Genomic DNA, 23395 nt, shown 5'->3' on the forward strand with positions numbered 1-23395 from the left:
TCTGGCCACACTGCCACGGTTAGGCGTTGTGAAAAAAGGTTCTGGAACTACGGAACCGCAACGAAAGGAAAGTGACACGTGGCACGTATTGCCGGCGTAAACATCCCGACTGCAAAGCGGGTACCAATCGCCCTTACATATATCACCGGTATCGGCAACACCTCGGCCAAAGCGATCTGCGAAGCCGTTGGCATCGACACGACTCGTCGCGTCAATGAATTGTCGGATGCCGAAGTTCTGGCCATCCGCGAATACATCGACGCCAACTTCACCGTCGAAGGTGACTTGCGTCGCGAAGTTCAGATGAACATCAAGCGTCTGATGGACCTGGGCTGCTATCGCGGTCTGCGTCACCGCCGCAACCTGCCGGTTCGCGGTCAGCGTACCCACACCAACGCTCGTACCCGCAAAGGCCCCGCAAAGGCCATCGCTGGTAAGAAGAAATAAGGGAGGGTCTGACTGATGGCACGTGACAAGACTCGCGTTAAGCGCAAAGAGCGTAAGAACATCGCATCGGGCGTCGCCCATGTGAATTCGACCTTCAACAACACCAAGATCTTGATCTCGGACGTGCAGGGCAACGCCATCGCTTGGTCGTCGGCCGGCACCATGGGCTTCAAGGGATCGCGGAAATCGACCCCCTACGCCGCTCAGATGGCTGCAGAAGACGCAGGCAAGAAGGCGCAGGAACATGGCGTCAAGACGCTGGAAGTCGAAGTTCAGGGCCCCGGTTCGGGTCGTGAATCGGCTCTGCGTGCGCTGGCTGCCGTGGGCTTCAATATCACGTCGATCCGCGACGTGACCCCGATCGCCCACAATGGCTGCCGCCCGCCGAAGCGCCGCCGCGTCTAACCGATCGAATTACCAGGCTGGGGCCGTGTTTTTACACGGCCCCGGTTCGCCGTTTTGAAACCTCGGGCGTCTGCACCTGATTGGTCATGGGGCGCAGACAGGAATGGAGGGATTACATGATCCACAAGAATTGGGCAGAATTGATCAAGCCGACCCAGCTGGAAGGCAAGCCGGGCAACGATCCCGCGCGGCAGGCAACCCTGGTTGCGGAGCCGCTTGAGCGTGGCTTTGGTCTGACCCTGGGCAACGCGCTGCGCCGTGTTCTGATGAGCTCGCTGCAAGGCGCGGCCATCACCAGCGTCCAGATCGACAACGTCCTGCACGAGTTCAGCTCGGTTGCCGGCGTTCGTGAAGACGTCACTGACATCATCCTGAACCTCAAGCAGGTTGCTCTGCGCATGGAAGTCGAAGGGCCCAAGCGCCTGTCGATCAATGCCAAAGGCCCCGCAGTTGTCACCGCCGGTGATATCAGCGAAAGCGCCGGCATTGAGGTTCTGAACCGTGATCACGTCATCTGCCACCTGGACGATGGCGCCGAGCTGTTCATGGAACTGACCGTCAACACCGGCAAAGGCTATGTCTCGGCCGAGAAGAACAAGCCCGAAGATGCGCCCATCGGCCTGATCCCGATCGACGCGATCTACTCGCCGGTCAAGAAGGTCGCCTATGACGTTCAGCCGACCCGTGAAGGCCAGGTTCTGGACTATGACAAGCTGACCATGAAGATCGAAACCGACGGCTCGATCACACCCGAGGACGCGCTGGCCTTTGCCGCGCGCATCCTGCAGGATCAGCTGTCGATCTTCGTCAACTTCGACGAACCGGAATCGGCTGGCCGCCAGGACGAGGACGATGGTCTGGAGTTCAACCCGCTGCTGCTGAAGAAAGTGGACGAGCTGGAACTGTCGGTCCGTTCGGCAAACTGCCTGAAGAACGACAACATCGTGTACATCGGCGACCTGATCCAGAAGACCGAAGCCGAGATGCTGCGCACCCCGAACTTCGGCCGCAAGTCGCTGAACGAGATCAAGGAAGTGCTGTCCGGCATGGGCCTGCACCTCGGCATGGATGTCGAGGATTGGCCGCCCGACAACATCGAAGATCTGGCCAAGAAATTCGAAGACGCGTTCTAAACGCGTCTTCGCCAATGCCCGGGCTGCCGGGGACCGTATGGGCATTTCCGCCCCAAGGAGAGCCGGTGACACGCATCGCCGGCCAGACAAAGCAAAACGCGAAAGAAGGAATTGAAAAATGCGTCACGCACGTGGTTACCGCCGCCTGAACCGTACTCATGAGCACCGCAAGGCCCTGTTCTCGAACATGGCCGGCTCGCTGATCGAGCACGAACAGATCAAGACGACCCTGCCCAAGGCAAAAGAACTGCGCCCGATCGTTGAAAAACTGATCACCCTGGGCAAGCGCGGCGACCTGCACGCCCGCCGTCAGGCCGCAGCTCAGCTGAAGGAAGACAAGGACGTCGCCAAGCTGTTCGAGGTTCTGGGCCCGCGCTACAAGGACCGTCAGGGCGGCTATGTCCGTATCCTGAAAGCTGGCTTCCGCTATGGCGACATGGCTCCGATGGCGATCATCGAATTCGTTGATCGTGACATCGACGCCAAAGGCGCAGCCGACAAGGCCCGCGTCGCCGCTGAAGAAGTGGACGTTGACGAAGAATAAGAACCGGCTGCATTGCCGTTTCATGGCCCCTGTCCGGATATCCCGGTCAGGGGCTTTTTCTTATGGATCGCCACGCTTGCGGCGGACATGGCAGCGGCAAGGTTTCGCGTGCTCTATTGCATTCGCGTGCCGACCTCCGCATATCTTCGGCGGATGATGAACGGAGCTGTCATGATACGCACGATCCTGGCCGTATGCCTGATGACACTGGCCACCCATGCCGGTGCCGAGACACGGGTTCCTCAGTCACAGGTCGAGATTTCCATGGGTTTTGCCCCGGTGGTCAAAAAGGCTGCCCCGGCGGTGGTGAACATCTATGCCAAGATCGTCCGGCCTGGGCGCAGCAGCCCGATTTTCACGGATCCGTTCTTTCGCGACTTTTTCGGCGGTGGGTTCGGTGCACCGCGGCCGCGGGTTCAAAACTCGCTGGGGTCGGGCGTCATCCTGACCGAGGACGGCTATGTCGTCTCGAACTATCACGTTGTCGGCACCGCGACCGAGATCCGGGTCGTGACAACGGATCGTCGCGAGTTCCAGGCCGAGGTCGTTCTGGGCGACGAGGAAAGCGACATCGCCATCCTGCGCCTGCAGGACGCGCAGGGACTGCCGTTTCTGCGTCTGCGGGATTCTGACCATGTCGAGGTGGGGGAACTGGCTCTGGCCATCGGCAACCCGTTCGGCGTCGGGCAGACCGTGTCGTCTGGCATCATCTCGGGGCTGGCGCGGTCTGGCACCGCCACCGGCAATGCACGGGGCTATTTCATCCAGACAGACGCGCCCATCAACCCGGGCAATTCCGGCGGTGCCCTGATCGACGTGAATGGTGACCTGATCGGCATCAACACCTCGATCCTGACGCGGTCGGGTGGGTCCAATGGGATTGGCTTCGCCATTCCGGCCAATCTGGTGGCAGAGTTTCTGCGGCAGGCCCAGGAAGGAAACGAAGGTTTCGTCAGCCCTTGGGCGGGTATGGCCGGACAGACCATGAGCGCCGACATCGCCGAATCCCTTGGGCTTTCGCTGCCGCAGGGCGTTGTGATCTCGGACCTCCATCCGCTCAGCCCGTTGGCCGAGGCCGGGTTGCGGGTTGGCGATATTGTGACCCACGTGGATGGCGAGGAGGTGAATTCTCCGGCTGAGATGAAGTTCCGCATGTCTGTGGCGGGTGTTGGTGGGACATCCGTTCTGACCCGGCTCCGCGGCAGCGAACGTGCTGAGGTCGCCGTCGATCTGGTGCCCGCGCCCGAGACGCCTCCGGCCGAGGAAACCACTCTGGACGATCGCACGGTTCTTCCGGGAATGACGGTTGCGCGCATCAACCCGGCAATGATTGCCAAGATGGGTCTGCTGCTGTCGCAGACCGGTGTGGTCGTGGTCGACCCCGGCCCCTATGGCGCGCGGGCCGGGTTGCGGCCCGGCGATGTCATCAATGCCGTGAACGGGCGAAAGGCTGAACGCCCGCGTGACGTCGTTCGGGCGCTGCGCGATCCGGGTCGGCGGGTGCAGATCGACCTGGTGCGCGGCGGCAAACCCGTGTCGTTGCGGTTCAGGCTGTGACCGCATGAGTGACCTGTTCGACACCGAAGGCCAGGCCTCGGAACCGGCCCCGAACCGCCCGCTGGCCGACCGGCTGCGGCCCCAGGCGTTGTCCGAGGTGATCGGGCAGCAACAGGTTCTGGGCCCCGAGGCGCCGCTGGGGGTGATGCTGGCGTCGGGCAGCCTGTCCAGCCTGATCTTCTGGGGACCGCCGGGGGTGGGCAAGACCACCATCGCGCGGTTGCTGGCCAAGGAAACCGACCTTCATTTCGAACAGATCAGCGCGATCTTCACCGGCGTTCCCGACCTCAAGAAGGTGTTCGAGGCCGCCAAGTTGCGGCGGCGGAACGGTAAGGGGACACTGTTGTTCGTGGACGAGATCCATCGATTCAACAAGGCCCAGCAGGACGGGTTCCTGCCGCATATGGAGGACGGGACGATCCTTCTGGTGGGCGCGACCACCGAAAACCCCTCGTTCGAGTTGAACGCCGCCGTGCTCAGCCGCGCGCAAGTGCTGGTGCTGGAACGGCTGGATCTGGCCGATCTGGAACGCCTGACACAGCGTGCCGAAAAAGAGCTGGGCAAGGTGCTGCCCCTGACACCCGCGGCGCGGGACGCGCTGCAGGAAATGGCGGATGGCGACGGTCGGGCGCTGTTGAACCTGATCGAACAGATCGCGGCCTGGTCGGTGGACGCGCCACTGGACCCGGACGCGCTGGCCAAGCGCCTGATGCGCCGCGCCGCGAAATACGACAAGTCGGGGGACGAGCACTACAATTTGATCTCGGCGCTGCACAAATCGGTGCGCGGGTCCGACCCGGATGCGGCGCTGTACTGGTTCGCCCGGATGCTGACTGGGGGCGAAGATCCGCGATACTTGGCCCGCCGCATCACCCGAATGGCGGTCGAGGATATCGGCCTGGCCGACCCGCAGGCCCAGTCGATCTGCCTGCATGCGTGGGAGGTGTACGAGCGGCTCGGGTCGCCCGAGGGTGAGTTGGCGCTGGCGCAGGCGGTCGTATATCTGGCGCTGGCGCCCAAATCCAACGGAGCCTATGTGGGCTACAAGGCGGCGATGCGCCTGGCCAAACAGTCGGGCAGCGAGCCGCCGCCCAAACACATCCTGAACGCGCCGACCGGGTTGATGAAGGATCAGGGCTATGGCGCGGGCTATGCCTACGACCACGATGCCGAGGACGGGTTCTCGGGGCAGAACTACTTTCCCGAGACCATGAAACGCCCGGTCCTGTACCAGCCGGTCGAACGCGGGTTCGAGCGCGAGTTGAAAAAGCGTCTGGACTACTTTTCGAAACTGCGCAGTCAACGCAACGGGTCGTGACGCAAGGTCAGATCAGGCCGTGCCGTCGCGTTTTGCGCGACACCCAGGGCGCGGCCGGGTTTCCCTAGGGTTACATGCCGCCAGGGAGGAGCGCAGATGACCGTTTCCATCGACAAGACAGATGACGTGTGGACCATCATCCACGACCGGCCCCAGGCCAGAAACGCCGTGGATGCCGAACACGCCGCAGCCTTGGCCGAGGCCTTCATCGCCTTCGAGGACAGCACGGCCAAAGCCGCCGTGTTCTGGGGCAAGGGCGGCAATTTCTGCGCGGGCTGGGATCTCAAGATGGCGGCCACGCTGTCTGACCCGGACCTGCGCGAGCCGTATTTCGACAAGCATGCCTTTCCGATCGGGGCGGCGCCGTCGCTGCTGGGGCCGATGGGTCCATCGCGGCTGGAATTGTCAAAGCCGGTCATCGGCGCGATCGAGGGTGCCGCAGTGGCCGGCGGCATGGAACTGGCCCTGTGGTGCGACATCCGGGTGATGGCCGAGGACGCCTATATGGGCGTCTATTGCCGCCGCTGGGGGATCACGCTGATGGATGGCGGTTCGGTGCGGCTGCCGCGGCTGGTCGGGCAGGGCAAGGCGCTCGAGATCACGCTGACAGGGCGCAAGGTCAAGGCTGACGAGTGCGAACGGATCGGACTTGCCGAGAAAATCGTGCCGCAGGGTGAAACCCGAATGGCGGCTGAAGCGATGGCGCAAGAGATTGCCCGGTTCCCGCAGGAGGCCGTCCGCGCCGACCGCCGCTCGATCATCGAAACCCGGGGGATGCCGATGCACGAGGCGTTGAAGGTCGAATGGGCCAACGGGCTGGACGCCATCCGCCGCGAGGGCACATCCGGCGCGGCTCGGTTCCGCGATGGGGCCGGGCGGCACGGGGATTTCACTGATATCTGAGCGGCCTTGGCCCCCGAACCCGTCAGCCTGCTTGACTCTTGCCTTGCGGCGCGCGACAGACGCGGATGTTTTCTGAGGCACTGACACGGGCGATTTTCCGGGCGCGCAGCATCCGGTCGCAAGGGGTATTGGCATGAGCGGCGTACAGATGATCACGGTCGAGCCGGGCGACGGCGACCAACGGTTGGACCGCTGGCTGCGGCGCCTGTTCCCGCATGTGAGCCAAGGCCGGATCGAAAAGATGTGCCGCAAGGGCGAACTGCGCGTGGACGGCGGGCGGGTCAAGGGCTCGACCCGCTTGCAGGCGGGGCAGGTGGTGCGCGTGCCGCCCCTGCCGGACCCGGATCACAAACCGGCCCCGGCCCGCCCCCGCGTGACCGATGCCGATGCGAAAATGATCCAGTCCTGCGTGATCTATCGCGACGACCACGTGCTGGCGCTGAACAAACCCCACGGCCTGCCCGTTCAGGGCGGCAGCGGTCAGGCCCGGCATGTGGATGGCCTCGCCGAGGCACTGCGCTTTGGCTATGACGAGAGCCCGCGGCTGGTGCATCGGCTCGACAAGGACACCTCGGGCGTGCTGCTGATGGCGCGTACGCGCGAAGCGGCCAAGGGGCTGACCGCGGCCTTCCGGCATCGCAACACGCGCAAGATCTACTGGGCGCTGGTGGCTGGCGTGCCGACCCCGTATCTGGGCGAGATCAAGACCGGGCTGGTCAAGGCCCCCGGTCATGGCAAGCAGGGGGAGGGCGAAAAGATGATCGCCGTCCACCTGAACGAGATCGACAGCACACCGGGTGCCAAACGAGCCCATACACTTTATGCCACGCTGTATCGGGTGGCGGGGCGTGCATCTTGGGTCGCGATGGAGCCCGTCACCGGCCGCACGCACCAGCTGCGCGCGCACATGGCGGCCATCGGGCACCCGATCATCGGCGATGGGAAATATGGCGGCTCGGGTCAGGAAAACCTAGGCGATGGCTGGGGCGCGCAGCTGGGCGGGGTCATCAGCAAAAAGCTGCACCTGCACGCCCGAACCGCGTCGTTCAAGCATCCGATGACCGGCAAGCAGGTCACGATCAACGCTCCGCTGCCGCCTCACATGAAGGACAGCTGGGATACTTTGGGCTGGACCGAAGATCTGGCCGCTGCAGATCCGTTCGAGGAGTTGCAATGACCGCGCCTCTGCGCCTGGTTCTGTTCGATGTCGACGGGACGCTGGTGGACAGCCAGGCCAGCATCGTGTCGGCCATGACCGCCAGTTTCCAGGCTCTGTCCCTTCCGGTGCCGGATCGCGCGGCGATCCTGTCGATCGTGGGGCTGTCCTTGCCGATTGCAATCGCACGCCTCGCGCCGGATCAGTCACGGGCAACTCAAAGCCGATTGGTCGAGGGTTACAAAGAGGCGTATCACGCTCATCGGCTTGAGATGGGGGTGGCAAGTTCACCGCTCTATCCCGGCGCGCGCGAGATTATCGGATCGTTGCAGGCCGTGCCCGAGATCCTTCTGGGCGTGGCGACGGGTAAATCGCAGCGGGGGTTGGATGCCTTGCTCGAGGCGCACGGGTTGGATTCTGTCTTCGTTACCCGTCAGGTGGCGGACCATCATCCATCCAAGCCGCATCCCTCGATGATCGAAACGGCGCTTTTTGAAACAGGGGTGTCGGCCGGTGATGCGGTGATGATCGGCGACACCAGCTTTGACATGGAAATGGCGCGGGCCGCCGGGGTTGCAGGGATCGGTGTGGGCTGGGGCTATCATGAACGGTCGCAGCTGGGTGCGGCGTCCGCGGTGATCGACCGGTTCGAGCAGTTGCCTGGCGTCCTGACCGAAGTCTGGGGATAACGATATGAGTGAGTGGAAACCGAAACGCTTTTGGACAGGCAGTGCCGTGGTCGCGACCGATAGCGGTTTTACCGTCGAATTGGACGGCCGCCGCGTGCGGACACCGGCCAAGGCTGCTCTGGTCCTGCCCACCCGGGCCATGGCCGAGGCGGTGGCCCGCGAATGGGACGCGCAGGAAAAGGAAATCGATCCGGCGACGATGCCCTTCACCCGTTCGGCCAACGCGGCAATCGACAAGGTGCAGCATCAGCACACGGAAGTCGCCGACATGTTGTCGGACTATGGCGATTCGGACCTGCTCTGCTATCGCGCAACCCACCCCGAAGCCCTGATCGAACGTCAGCGCCGCGAATGGGATCCCGCGCTGGACTGGGCCGCGGAAACGCTGGGCGCCAGACTGATCCCGGTCGAAGGCGTCCGGCATCAGCCTCAGGCCCCCGAGGCGCTGGATCGGCTGCGTCGGCAGGTTCACGACCTGGACGCGTTCCGTCTGGCGGCGTTTCACGACCTTGTGAGTCTGTCGGGTTCGTTGATTCTGGGTTTTGCCGCTGCCCAAAACTGGCGCAACCCGGACGAGATATGGCGCATTTCTCGGCTGGATGAATCGTGGCAGGCCGAGCAATGGGGGGACGACGACGAGGCGGTCCAAGCCGCCGAACTGAAGAAGATCGCCTTTTTGCACGCGAAAACCTTCTATGATCTATCGGTTTGAGCCTTTCTGGTCCTGATTTGAGAGGCTTGGGCAGTTGCCTTGCCGGGAACATATCGTTTTCACTGATCCGACCCTTGACGTTTGTTTATGAATGCGCCCAAACTCGGGCGCACTAAAGGGGAGACACCTTTGGGGTAACCTATCCGGCTACCTTTGTGTGTCGGACAAGATCCGTCCCGGGATGGGGCGGGAAATCAGGAAGAGGTAAAAATGAAAAAATCCGTAATCTTGGGCGCGGCGACGATTGCCGGTCTTGCTGCCGGCGCGGCCGCGGCAGGAACCATGGACGACGTCAAAGCGCGCGGCAAGCTGAACTGCGGTGTGACCACCGGTCTGGTTGGCTTTGCTGCACCTGACGCGAATGGCGAATGGCAGGGCTTTGACGTTGCTGTATGCCGCGCAGTAGCCGCCGCCGTTCTGGGTGACGCGAATGCTGTTGAATTCGTTCCCACCACCGGCAAGACCCGCTTCACCGCTCTGGCTTCGGGCGAAGTTGACATGCTGGCCCGTAACACCACCTGGACCTTCAGCCGCGACGTCGACCTGAAGTTCGAATTCGTGGGTGTGAACTACTATGATGGTCAGGGCTTCATGGTTCCCAAGGCACTGGGCGTCAGCTCGGCCAAGGAACTGGACGGCGCCACCGTCTGCATCCAGACCGGTACCACCACCGAGCTGAATCTGGCGGACTTCTTCCGCTCGAACAACATCAGCTACGAGCCGGTTCCGATCGAAACCAACGCCGAAGCGCAGCAGCAGTACCTGGCAGGTGCCTGTGACGTTTACACCACCGACGCTTCGGGCCTGGCCGCAACCCGCGCCACGTTCGAAAACCCCGGTGATCACGTTCTGCTGCCCGAAATCATCTCGAAAGAGCCGCTGGGCCCGCTGGTTCGTCACGGCGACAACGAGTGGGGCGACATCGTTCGCTGGACCCTGAACGCTCTGATCTCGGCCGAAGAGCTGGGCGTCACCTCGGCCAACATCGACGAGATGGCTGCTGGCACCGAGAACCCGGAAATCAACCGTCTGCTGGGTAGCGAAGGCACCCTAGGCGAGATGCTGGGCCTGGACGCACAGTGGGCCATGAGCGCTATCAAGGCGGGTGGCAACTACGGCGAAGTGTTTGCCAAGAACATCGGTGAGGAAACCCCGATCGGTCTGGCACGCGGTCTGAACGCACAGTGGACCGATGGTGGTCTGCTGTACTCGCCGCCGTTCCGCTAAAATCCACGGAAAAGGGCGCAGGGTAACCTGCGCCCTTTTTCGCAGAACAGAATGCTACGGGCTGCTCGGGAGCGGGGAAAACCCTGCCGGGAAGGAAGCGTCCGAAAAGCACGGGGATCCCAAAATATGTCGACTATGACTGACCCACCGAAGGCTGACTTTCGGTTGTCGATGCTCATAAACGATACACGCTATCGCTCTCTTACATTTCAGGTGATCGCGGCAATCGTTATTGCGCTCAGCATCTGGTATCTTGGTAACAACCTGATCCAGAACCTTAGGGCCGCAGGGCTCAACATTTCCTATTCTTTCCTGGGCGATCCGTCCGGGTATGACATCAACCAGCGTTTGATCGAATATGACAGCCAGTCCTCGCATGGGCGTGCGGCTGTCGTCGGCATTCTCAACACGCTTTTGGTTGCATTCCTGGCTTGTATCACTGCGACGGTGTTTGGCGTGATCGCAGGTGTTTTACGCCTGTCAAACAACTGGCTCGTATCCAAGCTGATGGCGGTCTACGTGGAAATCTTCCGGAATATTCCGGTTCTGATCTGGATCATCATCATCTTCACGATCATGACAGCCGTTCTGCCGGGACCGAGGGAGTTCCGCGGCGATAACCCAACATCCAGCATGCTGTTCGACCTGTTCGCCTTTACCAACCGTGGCGTCTATGTCCCGCGCCCCGAGTTTGCGAATGGGCTGTTCGGTTCGACCTTTCTGAATTGGCTGCTGGTCATCGCGGTTTTGGTCGCTTCCTGGTTTGCGTCTCGTGAAATTGAGAAACGCGCCACGCTCAAACAGGAACAGACGGGCGAGCGTCCAAAGACTGGCCTTGTGAAGCTTGCAGTTTGGCTTGTGCCTTTTGCGCTGCTGATGATTTTGATGGGCCTGACCTGGGATGTCCCCGCGCTGAAAGGTTTCAACTTCAGCGGTGGTATCAAGGTCGGCGGTCCGCTGATCGCATTGTGGTTCGCTTTGTCGATCTATACCGGCGCCTTCATCGCAGAAAACGTACGTGCGGGTATTCAGGCGATTTCAAAAGGTCAGACCGAGGCTGCGGCCGCGCTGGGCCTGCGTCCCGGTCGGATCATGAATCTTGTGATCCTGCCTCAGGCGCTGCGGGTCATCATCCCGCCGTTGATCTCGCAATATCTGAACATCACCAAGAACTCGTCTCTGGCGATTGCAGTCGGCTATGCGGATATCACCGCAACGCTGGGTGGCATCACGCTGAACCAAACCGGTCGCGCGATCGAGTGCGTCTTGCTGCTGATGCTGTTCTATCTGACAGCCTCGCTGCTGATTTCGATGGCGATGAACATCTACAACGCATCCGTCAAGTTGAAGGAGCGCTGAGCCATGGCTGATCAAACAACAAATCCGATCGCATTTGTGGCCGACGGCACCATTCCTCCGTCGCCTCCGCCGGCAAACCAGACGGGTATCGTCAAATGGCTGCGCGAGAACCTGTTCTCGGGTGTCACAAACACGATCCTTACCCTTCTGTCGATTCTGCTGATCTATGTGCTTCTCAAGAACACCTTGCCGTGGATTTTGAACGGAGTTTGGAATGCGGACTCGCTGGCGCAATGCCGCGAGATTCTGGACGGCAAGACCGGGGCCTGTTTCGCAGTTCTCACCGAACGCTGGCATCAACTGATCTACGGGTTCAAATATCCGGTAGAAGCGTATTGGCGCCCGAACTTGGCGTTTGTGCTGATGCTGGTGGCTGTGGCACCTGTTCTGTTCTTCGACCTGCCTCGAAAGTTGCTGCTGTTCACGGCGCTCTACCCGTTCATCGCTTTCTGGCTGATTTGGGGTGGAACCATCATGGTGCCCATCGTGGCCCTGCTGGGCTGTGTCGCGGCAGGCGTGGTATTCCAGAAATTTGGCCGCAACAGCTTTGCAGCCGGGTTTTTTGGGGCCATTGTCGTGGCGCTGGTCGTGTGGAATGTCGGCGGGGCACTAATTCCCGAAGACGCCAACGAAGGTGCGCTGCTGACTGCGGTGCCCAGCCGTGACCTAGGTGGTTTTATGCTGAACCTAATGCTGGGCGTGACCTGTGTTTCACTGTCCTTGCCTCTGGGTATTGCACTGGCTCTGGGTCGTCAGTCCGATATGCCGCTGATCAAGTGGGTTTGCGTCATCTTCATCGAATTCATCCGTGGCGTGCCTTTGATCACGCTGCTGTTCGTGGCTTCGGTGATGCTGGCCTATTTCTTCCCGCCTGACAGCACGGTCGACCTGTTCCTGCGCGTTGTGATCATGATCACCATGTTCTCTGCCGCCTATATCGCCGAGGTGATCCGCGGCGGTCTGGCTGCGCTTCCGCGCGGTCAGTATGAGGCAGCAGACAGTTTGGGTCTGGACTACCCGCAGGCGATGCGTCTGATCATCCTGCCACAGGCCTTGAAGATCTCAATCCCTGGTATCGTAAACGTGGCCGTTGGCCTGTTCAAAGATACCACGCTGGTTTCGGTCATCTCGATGTTCGATCTGGTGGGCATGATCCGGGGTCCCATCCTGGCGTCGACCGAATGGAACGGCGTCTATTGGGAGCTTCTGGGCTTTGCCGCGCTTCTGTTCTTCGTCGTCTGTTACGGCATCTCTCAATATTCCCAGTGGCTCGAGCGTCGCCTTGCCACGGATCATCACTAAGGAGTTCAACACATGTCTGAACTTGCAATCGACCGCGAAATTGACCGCTCTAAAATGCAGGTGAGCGACGAAGTCGCCATCGAAATCACCAACATGAACAAGTGGTACGGGTCCTTCCACGTGCTGCGCGACATCAATCTGACCGTCAATCAGGGCGAGCGGATCGTGATCGCGGGGCCGTCGGGCTCGGGCAAATCCACTCTGATCCGCTGCCTGAACGCGCTGGAAGAACACCAGCAGGGCAAGATCGTGGTGGATGGAACCGAGTTGTCGAACGATCTGAAGAACATCGACAAGATCCGGTCCGAGGTTGGCATGGTGTTCCAGCACTTCAACCTCTTCCCGCATCTGACCATTCTGGAGAACTGCACACTGGCCCCGATCTGGGTGCGCAAAACGCCCAAGAAAGAGGCCGAAGAAACAGCGATGCACTTTCTCGAAAAGGTCAAGATCCCCGAGCAGGCCAACAAGTATCCCGGCCAATTGTCGGGTGGTCAGCAGCAGCGTGTGGCCATCGCCCGCAGCCTGTGCATGCGTCCGCGCATCATGCTGTTCGACGAACCGACCTCCGCTCTGGACCCCGAGATGATCAAAGAGGTGCTCGACACGATGATCGAGCTGGCCGAGGAAGGCATGACCATGCTCTGCGTAACGCACGAGATGGGCTTTGCCCGCCAGGTGGCGAACCGGGTGATCTTCATGGATGCCGGTCAGATCGTTGAACAGAACGAGCCGGAAGAGTTCTTCAACAACCCGCAAAGCGAACGGACCAAGCTGTTCCTCAGCCAGATTCTGGGTCACTGACACGGGTTGAATGCGACGTTGGAAAGGGCGGGGTGATCCCGCCCTTTTTTCATTCTAGCAACGCGCGCGGCGTGACGAATTCGATCACCTGGCCGTCGTGCCAACCGATTCCGGACCAGTCCGCCATATCAAATTGAAGAACCGTGGTCGCACAGGTCGGATAGTCGAGGAACCGCGGGTGCTCCGGTGCAGACTGGACAATACGTTCCGCAAACTCCGCGACCCCCGGATTGTGGCCCAGCAGCAGGACCGTTTGCCCCGTCGCGCTGGACAGCGCCTGCCGGATCTGGTCGGGCGAGGCATGATAGAGTTCGGAGAGGAACCGGATGTTGGACGCACTCAGCCCCATCCGAAGCCAGGTCTCGCGCGTGCGTTCGGATGAAGAACTCAGGACCTCGTCTGGCAAGTACCCCTTGCGCCGCAGCCAATCGCCGATGGCGGATGCCGAAGCTCGGCCGCGCTTGTTCAACGGTCGGTCATGATCGGGCAGGTCGGGATGGTCCCAACTGGATTTTGCGTGGCGGGTCAGGATAAGCGTGCGGGTCATTCCGGGTGAAAGGCTCTCATGTGATGGGCGGATTGCTCGGCCCGACGTCCGGCTCCCGCGCTGAGCGGACAGACCAGCCGGGCCGCGCATCCCTGTGTCATGCAGGCTTGACCGGGCGGAGTTCTCAGGTAGCCGTGGCAGGCTTCGACGTCATAGAACGTTTTGGCGTTCAAGGCACCGACCGGGCAGGCCGATGCGCAGGGTGCGGGGCAATTGATACATGGCGACGGGTCATCTGCGACGGGAAAGTCGAACTCGTGGTCAAAATGCAGGGCTCCACGGAATGAAATCATCATTCCCACCGTGTCGTGCACCAGCGCGCCCACCGGGCTTTGAAACGTACGTCCCGATTTCAACGCCCAATCTATGAATGGCGCATAGGGTGGACCGCCGAATGGATACAACGCCTGGGCGCCAAGGTTTTCCGCAAGGGTGCCGACCACTCGGAGCGACCAACGGTCGACCGGGTCCGGCTTGCCGTCCAACCACTCGGCCGAAGCGGTGAGGACCGGCCAAAAGCTGCTGCCTGCCCCGAGCAGAATAAGCGTGCCACTATCCAACTGTTTGGCGCCAGTCACCCGCGGGTGTTGCGCGCCCATAACGATCAGGCCAGCGGCCTCGGATGTGGACACCACTTGATCATAGGTCACTTGCGCCGAAACGGCAGAGCGAGGCTCCACCCCAGCTTCGTCGGTCGATCGTCCTGCCATTCCAGCCCCACCGTCATGTCATCGTGGCCGGCCTCGGGCTGTGCCACATATGTCCCCATCAAACGGTCCCAGATGGATAATGCAAAGCCATAATTGCTGTCATGTTCCCTGCGCAGCACCGAATGGTGGACCCGGTGCATGTCCGGCGTGACCAGAATTCGGCGCATGGCGGCATCCACAGCGGCGGGCAGACGGATGTTCGAATGGTTGAACAAAGCCGTGCCGTTCAGCAGGACTTCGAACAGGATGACCGCGAGCGCGCTGGGCCCCAGCAGGTAGACGAGACCGATCTTCAAACCCATCGACAAGGCGATCTCGATCGGATGAAAGCGAACGGCCGTGGTGACATCCATGTCCCGGTCGGCATGGTGCACACGATGAAGACGCCACAGGACCGGCACCTTGTGGGTGATCAGATGTTGCGCCCAGATGGCGAAATCCAGCACCAGGACACAAAGGGTGACCTCTACCCATTTGGGCCAGTCCAGAGTGTTAAAAACTCCGACGCCCAACCGGCCGGCATCCAAGGCGGCCCCGACGGCCAGCAAAGGGAACCCGATCGCCATCGCCCGCAGTGTCAGTGTGTTCAAAAGGGTGACCGACAGGTTGGTCAGCCAGCGGCGCGATCGAGGCACGCGTAGCGGGCGGCGCGGGGCAAGCCTTTCGGCCAATGCGAAGGCCAGAAACAGCGTCAGAAAGATGCCCAAGCGGATGATGAGTTCACGCTCCATGCATTCAAGTTTAAGCATGTGAATGTGAACTGCAAGGGCGGGCTTGCTCGCTTCAGTCGGGGCGGATCAGAGACCCCGCACCATGTTCGGTGAACAATTCCAGCAGCACGGCATTGGGGGCACGGCCGTCCAGAATGACCACGGCGCGCACGCCGCTGTGCAGCGCGTCCAGCGCGGTTTCGGTCTTAGGGATCATACCGCCGGCAATGGTGCCGTCGCGGGTCATTTCCCGGATCTGGCCCGCCTTCAGTTCGGTCACGACCTCTCCGGCGGCGTTCTTGACGCCCGATACGTCGGTCAGCAGCAGCAGGCGGTCGGCCTTCAGCGCCGAGGCAATCGCTCCGGCAGCGGTATCACCGTTCACGTTGAACGTCTCGCCATTGCGGCCCGCCCCCAGCGGAGCGATCACCGGGATTACGTCGTGCGAGAACAGGTCGTGCAGGATCTTGGGGTTCATTTCGGCGGGCGTGCCGACATAGCCCAGCGACGCATCGGTCTGCTCACAGGTCATCAGGTTGGCATCCTTGCCCGACAGGCCGACGGCCGTTCCACCCTGGGCATTGATGGCCTGCACGATGCGCTTGTTGACCACGCCGGACAAAACCATCTCGACCACTTCGACCGTGGCGGCATCGGTGACGCGCTTGCCGTTCACGAAGTCCGACTGGATGTCCAGCTTGTCCAGCATCGCGTTGATCATCGGCCCGCCGCCATGCACGACCACCGGGTTCACGCCGACCTGACGCATCAGCACCACGTCGCGGGCAAAGCTCTCCATCGCTTCGTCGCTGCCCATGGCGTGCCCGCCCAGCTTGATCACGACGATTGCCCCGTCATAACGCTGCAGATAGGGCAGGGCGCTGTTGAGCGTGGCGGCGGTGGCTATCCAATCCCGGTTCATGTCCTGTTTCTTCATGGCTGTCGTCCCTCTGGCCTTCCCTGTTAGGGCCTTTGGCCGGACCTGCCAAGCCCGGAACGGGCAGGCCGCAGGTTTTGTTGCGTGGCGCGCCAAAAGGGGGACGCTGTCGCGCCACGCAGACGGGCGGCACCACAGTGGTACCGCCCGAACCGGTCAGCTGAAGGCGCGCCGACCCGCGGAGATGTTGCTGACCACCAGCAGGTCAACGGCCAGCACCGCAAGCAGCGTCAGCCCGACCAGCGGAAAGGCCATAGCCGTGAACAGCCCGACCAGCACCGCGCCCTTCCACAGGGGCATCTCGGCCGGCATCGGCGGCGCTGCCAGACGGCTGGCCCCGGACGGCCGCCGCTTGATCCACATGACCACGCCGGACACGCAGACAAAGATCACCGACAGGCAGAACACTACGTTCAGGACAAAGTTCCACAGACCCGCCAGACCCATATGCAGCGGAATACCCACCGCCATGGCCTTGCCCATCAGCGAGTAGTCCTGGAACCGCACGTCGGCCAGGATCTTGCCAGTGTACTGGTCGACATGGACGGTGCGGTCCTCGGTGGCGTCGGTCGAATCACCGCTCATGCTGTCGCGGTTCAGGGTCCACACGCCCGTGTCACCGTTGGGATAGGCGACGCGGAACCGGTTCTGCATGCCCAGGGACTCACCCAACGCAACCATCGCATCGATATTGACCGGAACACCCGTCGGGACCCCGGCAACGCCCACTTCCGAACCCGAGGCCGGCATCGGTGTCTGTTCCAGCGCCCAGGGCACGTCGTTCTGGCTGCCGTGGTTCATGCTGGCATGCAGGTCGTCCGACAGTGGGACGTCGTCCCATTTCTCGGCTGGAAAGCTGCTCCAGGCCTGCACGAACTTGCCGCCCCAGATCCCGGTCCAGGACATGCCCGAGATCAGGAACCCGACCAGCAACAGCGACATCCAGAACCCGGTGACCGCGTGCAGAGATTTCCACAGGGCCCGGCCCCGCGCCCGCAGGTCGGGCACCAGGGCCGCCACCACGTTGCCGCGCGGCCACCACATGTAAAGGCCGGTGAACACCAGCAGCAGCGCCATCCCGGCCGCGATTTCCAGAATCCGGTCGCCGGTATCGCCCATCAGCAGGGTCGAGTGGATGTTGTCGGCCAGATCGTACCACCCCGCGCGGCGGTCCCAGACCTGGATCACCTCGCCGGAATACTGGTCGATCGCCACCATGCGCTGGCCGGTTTCGGCCTTGACGCGGAACACGGTTGCCAGATCCGGCGCCTTGGGGCCGATCCATTCGACCACGCGGCCCGGAACGCGGGCCTGCACCAGATCGGCCAGTTCGGATGCGGGCATCGCCTGGCCCGTGATCTCGACCGCGATCTTTTCTCCGTCGCGGCCATCGGTTTGGGTAATGAACATCATCATCAGGCCGGTCACCGCCAGGATGATCAGGAAGGGGACAACAAAAAGCCCCGCATAGAAGTGCCACCGCCAGGCGGCCATGTAGAATTTTTGCGCATGCTCGCGCCGGGCCGCCTGCGCGCCCCCGGTTTGGCTGTCTTGTGCCATTTCAGTCTCCAGAAATTCGGAACGTCCCCGGCCGGGCGGCCGAGGTTTCAGGTCTTGTTCGCGGATTCAGGAGAGGTGGGGCGGACCCCGCGCGTCATACCGGGCGTGGAACCCGGCGCTGTGATGGGTGAAATCCACATGCGCCCAACGCGCGGCAATCGGCCAGTCGGCGGGCAGTACCGTTCCCACTTCGGCCAATTGGCCTGCCAGAACAATCCCGCCATAGGGGCAGGCGCTGCGTTCGTCGGTGTCGTTGTGGTCCGGGGCGTCCTCGCCCGGGTCGATCCAGCGCTCGACCGGGCCGTCGCCGGTGCAGATCACCATCAGAATCGCCCCGTCCGAGTTGCGCGTGGGCATCCAGCCCATCGGGATTGCACCGGATACCATCACGGCAACCAGCGTCAGCACCGAAATGACGCGCATCAGCAGCATCATTCCAGATTGGCGATGATCGAACGCAGCGTCGGGATGCCGTCGCCCTTCTCGGACGAGGTCAGCACGATCTCGGGATAGGCAGCGGGGTGTTTGGACAGGGCGCCCCGCACCTGTTCCAGAATCTTTTCGCGGTCCTTGGCCTTGACCTTGTCGGCCTTGGTCATCACGCATTGAAAGGTCACGGCGCTGGTGTCCAGCAGCTTCATGATCTCGTCATCCACGGGTTTCACGCCGTGGCGGGAATCGATCAGCACGAAGGCCCGGCGCAGGGTCTGCCGCCCGCTCAGATACTGTTTCAGAAGGCGTTGCCATTTCTCGACCACCTTGACCGGCGCATTGGCATAGCCATAGCCGGGCAGATCAACCAGATACAGTTCGGGGCCCTGGGTGAAAAAGTTGATCTCTTGCGTGCGGCCCGGCGTGTTCGAGGCGCGGGCCAACCCCTTGGTGCCGGTCAGAGCGTTAATCAGGCTGGATTTACCAACGTTCGACCGGCCGGCGAAACAGACCTCAAGCCGGTCGGGGGCGGGCAGGCCGTTCATCGCCACCACGCCCTTGACGAACTCGGACGGTCCGGCAAACAGCTTGCGGCCGGCCTCTTTTGCGTGGTCGTCGGGATCGGCCGCCAGGGGAAATGGCAGAGCTGTCATAGAACCTGCACCTTGTCTCCGGGGCGGATCGTGCCTTGGCGAATGACTTCGGCGTATACTCCGAAATCCTGATGGTCCCAGCTGCGCAGAGCGCCTAGCGTATCCGCGTCCCGCACTCCGGTGTCGGGGTTCGCAGTCGTTGCCATGCAGCGCGTAATCCGTTCGCGCACGTGAAATACGGCCTCGCCGATCTGCACATCCTTATCCAGCCAATCGAATTCTTCCCAAAGAGGAAGGCCATCGAACCAGATGTTGCCACGCCAGCGGCAAATCGACAGTTCGCGGCCCAGACGCTGCTCGACCGCCCGGTGCGAGGCTATGTTGCACAGGCTGACCGAGGGATAGTCACTGTCGGTCATACCACGGCCGGGAACCCGGACGATCCGTGCAGATGCGGCGCGGTCGGTGGGCATCAGCGGGCGGACCCACTCCAGAAACAGGTCTTGTTCTGTGTCCGGGCGAAAGATCAGTTCGGGCCGATCCGGGTGGCTGAGGGTCACGCGATCCCCGTCCAGAACGGCCGATATCGCCATCAGCTGGGGCGCCTTCGAGCCGCGGCTGAAATTGGCGCAGGGCGCCCACTCGGATCCGTCGGCCTTGGACATCTCATGCGCCACCGCCCAAACGCGATCCCCGGGCATGGTCTGCCCGGGGATAACGGTGACTTCCTGCAGAGATTCTCTGCCATGGCTTTTGATCGGATGGCGCCAGATCTGCGTGACTTGCCCGGTCATTTCTTGTCCGTCTTGGGGGTTTTCTTGAACCCCGACTTGATGTTGCCAAACACATCCGGCGTATAGCCCTGGCTGCGCATGATCAGGTATTGCTGGGTGAACGTGATGGTGTTGTTTGCGATCCAGTAAACGACCAGCCCGCTGGCAAAGCTGCCCAGCATGAACATGAATACCCATGGCATCCAGGCAAAGATCATGGCCTGGGTCGCGTCGGTGGGCGCCGGGTTCAGCTTTTGCTGCAGCCACATCGAGATCCCCAGCAGCAGCGGTAGGATGCCGATGAAAATCGTCGCCATCAGCGTGCCCGGCTCAGGTCCGGCCCACGGCAGCCAGCCGAAGAAGTTGATGATCGAGGTCGGATCCGGCGCACTCAGGTCCCGGAAAGGACCGAACCAGGGGGCTTGCCGAAGTTCGATGGTGACGAAGATCACCTTGTAGAGAGAAAAGAAGATCGGGATCTGCAGCAGGATCGGTAGACAGCCGGCGGCCGGGTTGACCTTTTCCTTTTTGTACAGCTCCATCATGCCCTGCTGCATCTTCTGACGGTCGTCGCCGGCAGCTTCTTTCAGGGCTTCCATCTGTGGCTGCAATTCCTTCATCTTCGCCATCGAGACGTAGGATTTGAACGCCAGCGGGAACAGGATTGCCTTGATGATCAGGGTCAGCCCGATGATCGACCAACCCATGTTGCCGATCAGGGCGTTGATGTTGTGCAGCAGCCAGAAAATCGGCTTGGTCAGGAAGAAGAACCAACCCCAGTCAATGCTGTCGATAAACTTCTGAACGCCCTGGGCCTGATATTCGCGGATGGTCTCCCATTCCTTGGCCCCGGCAAACAGCCGGGTGGTAACCTCGGCGGATTCGCCAGGGGCAACCGTCATCGTCGGCAACACCGTTTCGGCCTGGTAGATCTTCCGACGCGCGTCATATTTCGCGGCCGCCTTGAAAGCCGACCCCGGATCGGGGATCAGCGTGGTCATCCAATAATGGTCGGTAAAGCCGATCCAGCCGTTTTCCTTGACCTGATAGACCTCGGCCTGTGCCCGTTCGTTGGGGTCGATGTCAAAATCGCGGACATCGCCATAGTCGACCTCGGACAGGGTCCCGTCGGCCATGCCGATCACACCTTCATGCAGGATGAAGAAGTTCTTCAACCCCGGCAGATCGCCATCCTCGCCGATGCCGTGGCGGGCCAGAATGCCGTATGGGGCCATTCCGACCTCGGCTCCGGTGCCGTTTTCGACGGATTGGGTCACGGTGAACATGTAATCCGCATCCACACCGATCGTGCGGCGGAATGTCAGGCCCGCGCCATTTTCCCATTTCAGGGTTATGGGGCTGTCTACCGACAGGGTCTCGCCCTGTTCCAGCGTCCAGATGGTATTCGGGCCCGGCACGTCCGAGCCAGCCAATCCGGCACCGGGCGCCCACCCGTAGAGGGCGTAATAGGCCGAATTGGACCCAACGGGCGACAGCAGTTCGACGATCGGAGCGCCTTCGTCGATCGAGACCTTGTAGTCTTTCAGATACAGTTCGTCGATCCGTCCACCCGAAAGCGACAGGCTACCCGACAGACGCGGCGTGTCGATTTGGATCCGCGGCGCGGTGGCTTCCGGCAAGGTTTCCTCTGCGGTGGCGGTTGCCTCGCCGACAGTCGTGCTTCCGGCGCTGGGCGTCTGAATCTCTTCCCCCTCCGAGGCGCTGATTTCAGCCTGCTCAGGTGTTGTGGTCGGTTCCGGTGGGGGGAACAGCACAAACCAGACCAGGATCACAAGGAAACTAAGCGCGGTTGCAAGGATGAGATTCTTGTTCTGATCGTCCATCTGGGACAGCCACCTTGAGCAGTGAAAGACACCGCAGGGTTCAACAGAGTGCAGCCCAAAAGGTCAAGCGGAATCGCCCCGGAAATCGTGAGTGTAGGGCAATCCAGTCCCCGAAATCAGGATTTCCGGCCCATTTCGCGGCCAATCCGCGGTGCGCCTTCCAGTTTCGCGCGGCGGTCCTTGATCCAGTCGAGCGTATGCTCGACCGGCATCGGCTTGCCGACCCCAAACCCCTGGACATGGTGGCACCCCAATTGCGCCATCAGTGCGTGCTCGCCGGGGGTTTCCACCCCCTCGGCCAGGGTTTCAAGGTTCAACCTCTCGGCCATCATCAGAATGGCGCTGACCATTTGCTGCTGGGACGGATCCCGATCCGCATTGGACACGAATGACCGGTCGATCTTGATGCGGGAGACATCAAAGCGTTTGATCGACGAAAATGATGCGTGACCAGTGCCGAAATCGTCCAGATCGATGCAACAGCCGAGCTTGGACAACTGGGTCACGTTGCGGGTGATGACATCATCGGGCCGGCGCGAAAAAACGGTTTCGAGGATTTCCACGGCCAGCCGGTCCGGCGAAAGGTCGAACTGGTCCAACTCCCATCGCACCCGGTCAACAAGTGAGGGGTCCCGCAATTCGTCCGACGAAAAGTTGATGCCGATCCGAGGAATGACGGCACCAGCGCAGTCCCAGTCACACATCGCGCGAAAGGCTTGGTGGCGGATCGTCTGGCCCAGCTTGGGCATCAGCTTGGCCTGTTCGGCAAAAGGCAGAAACACCTGCGGCCCGACAACTCCCTTGGAAGGGTGTTCCCATCGAGCAAGGGCCTCAAACCCGGTGATGTCGCCGGTGTCCGTTGAAACCTGTGGCTGAAACCAAGGGCGAATCTGACCGGTTTCCAGCGCGGTCTCCAACTCCTTGCGGAAATTGATATGGACGACTGATCTGCGTCGCGTGGCCTCGGAGTAGGCGCGGATCGTGGAAGGCCCGTTCCGCTGTGCTTCGGCCAGCGCGGCCCGAGCGGCCTCGATCCAGCTGTCCGGCGCTTCATCGGCAACGGCAGAGTGCAGGCAAAATCCAGCAGAGCAGGACAGATAGAGGCTGGCATTGTCCAAAGGGATCGGTTCCTCCACCGTGCTTTGTATGCGTCCCGAGGTTTGGATGCAGCTTTCCAGGTCCAGATGCCGTGAGGGGCGCAACCCGATCAGGAACGTGTTTCTAGATAGGCGTGTTGCAATATCCTCGCTTCGGATCACCGCCAGAATGCGGTCGCAGAAGCGCCCTGCCACATAGTCGGCTGCCGCAGTGCCGTGCAGCTCTTCGACATCGTCGAAATCATCAAGTGACACAACGATGCAGGCTGAATCCTCTCCGGTTGCCCGCGATGTGCTGTGCAGGTACTCCATCTCGGCGTAGAAGGCATCACGTGGCAACAGTCCCCTGGGCCGCATTTGCGTCGCCGAACCAAGACCTGCACCCGGTTGAAGCCGTTGGGCAGCCGAAAGCAACAAGGGCAGCCCCAGGGCGACAACGACCAATGCCGTGTCGCCGCCCAGCCAGAAAGCAGCCAGGCACAATGCAGGCACGAATGCCAGAACTTGCGGCATTGCCAGAACGGTCAGCAGAGCATTCTGAAAACTCTGGGGTGAGAACCTTTTCAGCATCGATTCCGGCCTTCCAATTGGGCGAACTGCGTCCAATCGGAGGCTAGGAAATCATTCTGAGTCAGA

The 23395-nt window shown here is 61.5% G+C and carries 24 protein-coding genes; 14 read left to right on the forward strand and 10 right to left on the reverse strand.

Annotated elements, in window-relative coordinates; genetic code table 11:
• Window positions 1-78 precede the first annotated feature (78 nt).
• The 14 genes from rpsM to GOW72_RS18505 all read left to right on the forward strand — a co-directional run bounded on the left by rpsM (window position 79) and on the right by GOW72_RS18505 (window position 13556).
• Window positions 79-447: a 30S ribosomal protein S13 gene (gene rpsM, locus GOW72_RS18440; RefSeq protein WP_093965378.1), complete on the forward strand. Its 369-nt coding sequence runs from the start codon at window positions 79-81 to the stop codon at window positions 445-447.
• Window positions 448-462: 15 nt separating this feature from the next.
• Complete coding sequence (gene rpsK / locus GOW72_RS18445) at window positions 463-852, forward strand: 30S ribosomal protein S11 (RefSeq protein ID WP_093965380.1); 390 nt, start codon at window positions 463-465, stop codon at window positions 850-852.
• Between the two features lie 116 nt (window positions 853-968).
• On the forward strand, window positions 969-1985 hold the full coding sequence (locus GOW72_RS18450) for a DNA-directed RNA polymerase subunit alpha (RefSeq protein ID WP_170342951.1): 1017 nt from the start codon (window positions 969-971) through the stop codon (window positions 1983-1985).
• Between the two features lie 118 nt (window positions 1986-2103).
• Window positions 2104-2529, forward strand: coding sequence for a 50S ribosomal protein L17 (gene rplQ, locus GOW72_RS18455; RefSeq protein WP_093965383.1), 426 nt, complete (start codon window positions 2104-2106; stop codon window positions 2527-2529).
• Window positions 2530-2700: 171 nt separating this feature from the next.
• Entirely contained in the window at window positions 2701-4086 is a 1386-nt protein-coding gene (locus GOW72_RS18460; protein WP_170368008.1) for a trypsin-like peptidase domain-containing protein, read from the forward strand.
• A 4-nt stretch (window positions 4087-4090) separates the two neighbouring features.
• Window positions 4091-5404 carry a replication-associated recombination protein A gene (locus GOW72_RS18465; protein WP_170368010.1) on the forward strand — a complete coding sequence of 438 codons (1314 nt, stop codon included), beginning with the start codon at window positions 4091-4093 and terminating at the stop codon, window positions 5402-5404.
• 96 nt (window positions 5405-5500) lie between these two features.
• A complete protein-coding gene (locus tag GOW72_RS18470) occupies window positions 5501-6307 on the forward strand; it encodes a crotonase/enoyl-CoA hydratase family protein (protein ID WP_170368012.1) in 807 nt (268 codons plus the stop codon).
• Window positions 6308-6440: 133 nt separating this feature from the next.
• Complete coding sequence (locus tag GOW72_RS18475) at window positions 6441-7484, forward strand: RluA family pseudouridine synthase (RefSeq protein ID WP_170368014.1); 1044 nt, start codon at window positions 6441-6443, stop codon at window positions 7482-7484.
• On the forward strand, window positions 7481-8152 hold the full coding sequence (locus GOW72_RS18480; RefSeq protein ID WP_170368016.1) for an HAD-IA family hydrolase: 672 nt from the start codon (window positions 7481-7483) through the stop codon (window positions 8150-8152). The genes GOW72_RS18475 and GOW72_RS18480 overlap by 4 nt, the downstream gene beginning before the upstream one ends.
• Before the next feature lie 4 nt (window positions 8153-8156).
• Window positions 8157-8864, forward strand: a complete 708-nt coding sequence (locus tag GOW72_RS18485) for an ATP12 family chaperone protein (protein WP_170368018.1) — start codon at window positions 8157-8159, stop codon at window positions 8862-8864.
• Between the two features lie 210 nt (window positions 8865-9074).
• Window positions 9075-10091 carry an amino acid ABC transporter substrate-binding protein gene (locus tag GOW72_RS18490; RefSeq protein WP_170366411.1) on the forward strand — a complete coding sequence of 339 codons (1017 nt, stop codon included), beginning with the start codon at window positions 9075-9077 and terminating at the stop codon, window positions 10089-10091.
• 126 nt (window positions 10092-10217) lie between these two features.
• A complete protein-coding gene (locus GOW72_RS18495) occupies window positions 10218-11450 on the forward strand; it encodes an amino acid ABC transporter permease (protein WP_170361668.1) in 1233 nt (410 codons plus the stop codon).
• Window positions 11451-11453: 3 nt separating this feature from the next.
• Window positions 11454-12752, forward strand: a complete 1299-nt coding sequence (locus GOW72_RS18500; protein WP_170342939.1) for an amino acid ABC transporter permease — start codon at window positions 11454-11456, stop codon at window positions 12750-12752.
• A gap of 12 nt (window positions 12753-12764) precedes the next feature.
• Entirely contained in the window at window positions 12765-13556 is a 792-nt protein-coding gene (locus GOW72_RS18505; protein ID WP_170342938.1) for an amino acid ABC transporter ATP-binding protein, read from the forward strand.
• Window positions 13557-13605: 49 nt separating this feature from the next.
• On the opposite strand, the gene GOW72_RS18510 is transcribed toward GOW72_RS18505, so the two are convergent.
• The 10 genes from GOW72_RS18510 to GOW72_RS18555 all read right to left on the reverse strand — a co-directional run bounded on the left by GOW72_RS18510 (window position 13606) and on the right by GOW72_RS18555 (window position 23329).
• Window positions 13606-14103, reverse strand: coding sequence for a SixA phosphatase family protein (locus tag GOW72_RS18510; protein ID WP_170368020.1), 498 nt, complete (start codon window positions 14101-14103; stop codon window positions 13606-13608).
• Window positions 14100-14753, reverse strand: a complete 654-nt coding sequence (locus tag GOW72_RS18515; protein WP_170368022.1) for a 4Fe-4S dicluster domain-containing protein — start codon at window positions 14751-14753, stop codon at window positions 14100-14102. Before GOW72_RS18515 ends, GOW72_RS18510 begins: the two co-directional genes overlap by 4 nt.
• On the reverse strand, window positions 14750-15544 hold the full coding sequence (locus tag GOW72_RS18520; RefSeq protein WP_170368024.1) for a sterol desaturase family protein: 795 nt from the start codon (window positions 15542-15544) through the stop codon (window positions 14750-14752). Before GOW72_RS18520 ends, GOW72_RS18515 begins: the two co-directional genes overlap by 4 nt.
• A gap of 52 nt (window positions 15545-15596) precedes the next feature.
• Complete coding sequence (gene argB / locus GOW72_RS18525) at window positions 15597-16460, reverse strand: acetylglutamate kinase (protein ID WP_170361663.1); 864 nt, start codon at window positions 16458-16460, stop codon at window positions 15597-15599.
• A 156-nt stretch (window positions 16461-16616) separates the two neighbouring features.
• Window positions 16617-18020: a PepSY-associated TM helix domain-containing protein gene (locus GOW72_RS18530; protein ID WP_170368025.1), complete on the reverse strand. Its 1404-nt coding sequence runs from the start codon at window positions 18018-18020 to the stop codon at window positions 16617-16619.
• A gap of 66 nt (window positions 18021-18086) precedes the next feature.
• Window positions 18087-18455: a DUF2946 family protein gene (locus tag GOW72_RS18535; protein ID WP_244952486.1), complete on the reverse strand. Its 369-nt coding sequence runs from the start codon at window positions 18453-18455 to the stop codon at window positions 18087-18089.
• The gene (gene yihA, locus GOW72_RS18540; protein WP_170361658.1) at window positions 18452-19105 is read right to left on the reverse strand and encodes a ribosome biogenesis GTP-binding protein YihA/YsxC; all 654 of its coding nucleotides are present in this window, start codon (window positions 19103-19105) and stop codon (window positions 18452-18454) included. The genes GOW72_RS18535 and yihA overlap by 4 nt, the downstream gene beginning before the upstream one ends.
• Window positions 19102-19839 (reverse strand): MOSC domain-containing protein, encoded by a 738-nt coding sequence (locus GOW72_RS18545; RefSeq protein WP_170368027.1) that lies wholly within the window; start codon window positions 19837-19839, stop codon window positions 19102-19104. The genes yihA and GOW72_RS18545 overlap by 4 nt, the downstream gene beginning before the upstream one ends.
• On the reverse strand, window positions 19836-21662 hold the full coding sequence (gene yidC, locus GOW72_RS18550; protein ID WP_170368029.1) for a membrane protein insertase YidC: 1827 nt from the start codon (window positions 21660-21662) through the stop codon (window positions 19836-19838). Before yidC ends, GOW72_RS18545 begins: the two co-directional genes overlap by 4 nt.
• A gap of 116 nt (window positions 21663-21778) precedes the next feature.
• Window positions 21779-23329, reverse strand: coding sequence for a putative bifunctional diguanylate cyclase/phosphodiesterase (locus GOW72_RS18555; protein WP_244952487.1), 1551 nt, complete (start codon window positions 23327-23329; stop codon window positions 21779-21781).
• Between the last annotated feature and the right edge of the window lie 66 nt (window positions 23330-23395).

Source organism: Ruegeria arenilitoris (assembly GCF_013032855.1).
Taxonomy (GTDB): domain Bacteria; phylum Pseudomonadota; class Alphaproteobacteria; order Rhodobacterales; family Rhodobacteraceae; genus Ruegeria; species Ruegeria arenilitoris.

Coding starts and splice junctions, on each gene's coding strand:
- GOW72_RS18465 (WP_170368010.1), top strand. CDS start 4,091: ATGAGTGACCTGTTCGACACCGAAGGCCAGGCCTCGGAACCGGCCCCG.
- GOW72_RS18535 (WP_244952486.1), bottom strand. CDS start 18,455: ATGATGCTGCTGATGCGCGTCATTTCGGTGCTGACGCTGGTTGCCGTG.
- GOW72_RS18505 (WP_170342938.1), top strand. CDS start 12,765: ATGTCTGAACTTGCAATCGACCGCGAAATTGACCGCTCTAAAATGCAG.
- GOW72_RS18475 (WP_170368014.1), top strand. CDS start 6,441: ATGAGCGGCGTACAGATGATCACGGTCGAGCCGGGCGACGGCGACCAA.
- GOW72_RS18545 (WP_170368027.1), bottom strand. CDS start 19,839: ATGACCGGGCAAGTCACGCAGATCTGGCGCCATCCGATCAAAAGCCAT.
- GOW72_RS18470 (WP_170368012.1), top strand. CDS start 5,501: ATGACCGTTTCCATCGACAAGACAGATGACGTGTGGACCATCATCCAC.
- yihA (WP_170361658.1), bottom strand. CDS start 19,105: ATGACAGCTCTGCCATTTCCCCTGGCGGCCGATCCCGACGACCACGCA.
- GOW72_RS18555 (WP_244952487.1), bottom strand. CDS start 23,329: ATGCTGAAAAGGTTCTCACCCCAGAGTTTTCAGAATGCTCTGCTGACC.
- GOW72_RS18460 (WP_170368008.1), top strand. CDS start 2,701: ATGATACGCACGATCCTGGCCGTATGCCTGATGACACTGGCCACCCAT.
- GOW72_RS18485 (WP_170368018.1), top strand. CDS start 8,157: ATGAGTGAGTGGAAACCGAAACGCTTTTGGACAGGCAGTGCCGTGGTC.
- rpsK (WP_093965380.1), top strand. CDS start 463: ATGGCACGTGACAAGACTCGCGTTAAGCGCAAAGAGCGTAAGAACATC.
- GOW72_RS18480 (WP_170368016.1), top strand. CDS start 7,481: ATGACCGCGCCTCTGCGCCTGGTTCTGTTCGATGTCGACGGGACGCTG.
- GOW72_RS18500 (WP_170342939.1), top strand. CDS start 11,454: ATGGCTGATCAAACAACAAATCCGATCGCATTTGTGGCCGACGGCACC.
- yidC (WP_170368029.1), bottom strand. CDS start 21,662: ATGGACGATCAGAACAAGAATCTCATCCTTGCAACCGCGCTTAGTTTC.
- GOW72_RS18530 (WP_170368025.1), bottom strand. CDS start 18,020: ATGGCACAAGACAGCCAAACCGGGGGCGCGCAGGCGGCCCGGCGCGAG.
- rplQ (WP_093965383.1), top strand. CDS start 2,104: ATGCGTCACGCACGTGGTTACCGCCGCCTGAACCGTACTCATGAGCAC.
- GOW72_RS18495 (WP_170361668.1), top strand. CDS start 10,218: ATGTCGACTATGACTGACCCACCGAAGGCTGACTTTCGGTTGTCGATG.
- GOW72_RS18520 (WP_170368024.1), bottom strand. CDS start 15,544: ATGGAGCGTGAACTCATCATCCGCTTGGGCATCTTTCTGACGCTGTTT.
- argB (WP_170361663.1), bottom strand. CDS start 16,460: ATGAAGAAACAGGACATGAACCGGGATTGGATAGCCACCGCCGCCACG.
- GOW72_RS18510 (WP_170368020.1), bottom strand. CDS start 14,103: ATGACCCGCACGCTTATCCTGACCCGCCACGCAAAATCCAGTTGGGAC.
- GOW72_RS18450 (WP_170342951.1), top strand. CDS start 969: ATGATCCACAAGAATTGGGCAGAATTGATCAAGCCGACCCAGCTGGAA.
- GOW72_RS18490 (WP_170366411.1), top strand. CDS start 9,075: ATGAAAAAATCCGTAATCTTGGGCGCGGCGACGATTGCCGGTCTTGCT.